The following is a 1,394-nucleotide window of genomic DNA, read 5'->3' as shown; positions in this document are numbered from 1 at the left end:
CTCACTGATGTAGCACTGTTGTGCTGCCAGATACCCACTAATAGCGGCAACAATACCAGATGCGGCTGGACAGGTAATTTTTAAAATATATTGCGCTAAATCTGTTTTTGGCATGGAAATTTCCCTTAAAAACTTTTCAATCATGTGATCTGAATCGTCTAGCAATATTTTCCTATCAGGAAAATATATTTCTTTAAGAGAATTTATATTGGATTTTCTTTGAACTGTCTATAGTTTTGTGAATATTTTTTTCTTGTTATGAATATTTTTTAGTTTTCATTCGTGGAATTTATACGGCGGCACAGGGTTCTATGCCGCGATTAAAGGTGAATCAACATAAAACATCAACTTTGTAATACTGCTTTAGCTGGAGCAGGTTCTGAAATGGCTGTGTAGATTGCAATAACTGATTCAAACGTTCGTGAAACAAATGAATCATGCCTGGGGTACATTGAATGCTCCAAGCTTTCATGGTTTTCTTGTCGTCATTCAGCATATAAATTTCACAGGTGTTTATATCCACCATACGGATATTTTTAATCGTGAAATGTTCTGGATAACTCATACTGTGTTCTCCTTTTTATAATGCATGCATCAATGATGCAGATTAATTTAAGCAATAAATACGCCAACCTCACACTGAAAAATATTGTGATGAATTAGACTTTACAAAATTTTTTGTTTACTCAGATGAATAAAATATGCATTAGATTTGTACAGTAAGCTGAAAATTGCACCGTTTTTAATCATTTCAATCGGTAGAGATTTTCATCAGGATCAAACCGCTGAAGATCAAAAAGGCAGCTAGAACACGGATCACGCTGGCAGATTCACCTAATATGAGAATACCGACTAGAAATGAACCGACCACGCCTATGCCAGCCCAAATGGTATAGGCAGTACCGAGTGGTAAGGTCTTCATTGAATAGCTGAGTAAGAAAAAACTCAGCATTACAAAAAATAGAGTCAATATCGTGGGAACAAGACGTGTGAAACCTTCAGAAAGTTTCATTGAATATGCCCATACAATTTCAAGTAGTCCTGCAAATAGAAGAACAATCCATGCCATCGATTTAAACCTTGTCTGAGAAATAAATACTCTAGACATGGTGCTCAGCCCTGCAAAGAAAGCCTATACCTATTAAGGCATACCCACAAAAACCAGCCAGCCTTACTCTTAAGCGATATAGACACAAAATTCTCATCTTTTATATTGAGCACTCAATTTTTTAAATATTTACATATAAAAACTTCAAATTGATCACGCTCAGGAGACCATCATGGCACAAGATCATATCCAGCATTATGTCCTGAAAATCCGTTGCCCGGCTGCCTCTGGCATTGTCGCTGCCATTACTGGATACCTGGCAAAAAATGATTGTTATATTGGGGAA

Annotated in this window: 2 protein-coding genes and 2 pseudogenes; 1 reads left to right on the top strand and 3 read right to left on the bottom strand. The window is 36.5% G+C overall.

Annotated features, from left to right (window positions below; all coding sequences use genetic code 11):
• The 3 genes and pseudogenes from ACIG3F_RS16105 to ACIG3F_RS16095 all read right to left on the bottom strand — a co-directional run.
• Window positions 1-114 (bottom strand): annotated as a pseudogene (locus ACIG3F_RS16105) (formyltetrahydrofolate deformylase); the annotation flags it as partial.
• 217 nt (window positions 115-331) lie between these two features.
• The gene (locus ACIG3F_RS16100; protein WP_396470542.1) at window positions 332-565 is read right to left on the bottom strand and encodes a hypothetical protein; all 234 of its coding nucleotides are present in this window, start codon (window positions 563-565) and stop codon (window positions 332-334) included.
• A gap of 186 nt (window positions 566-751) precedes the next feature.
• Entirely contained in the window at window positions 752-1,069 is a 318-nt protein-coding gene (locus ACIG3F_RS16095; RefSeq protein ID WP_333835443.1) for an SMR family transporter, read from the bottom strand.
• A 211-nt stretch (window positions 1,070-1,280) separates the two neighbouring features.
• Between ACIG3F_RS16095 and ACIG3F_RS16090 the strand changes: the two are divergent.
• Window positions 1,281-1,394 (top strand): annotated as a pseudogene (locus ACIG3F_RS16090) (formyltetrahydrofolate deformylase); the annotation flags it as partial.

The sequence above is a fragment of the Acinetobacter sp. NPDC052428 genome (assembly GCF_044547685.1).
Taxonomy (GTDB): domain Bacteria; phylum Pseudomonadota; class Gammaproteobacteria; order Pseudomonadales; family Moraxellaceae; genus Acinetobacter; species Acinetobacter lwoffii_G.
The sequence above is the reverse complement of the archived record's forward strand: the minus strand, read 5'-3'. Positions and strand labels throughout refer to the sequence as shown.

Coding starts and splice junctions, on each gene's coding strand:
- ACIG3F_RS16100 (WP_396470542.1), bottom strand. CDS start 565: ATGAGTTATCCAGAACATTTCACGATTAAAAATATCCGTATGGTGGAT.
- ACIG3F_RS16095 (WP_333835443.1), bottom strand. CDS start 1,069: ATGGCATGGATTGTTCTTCTATTTGCAGGACTACTTGAAATTGTATGG.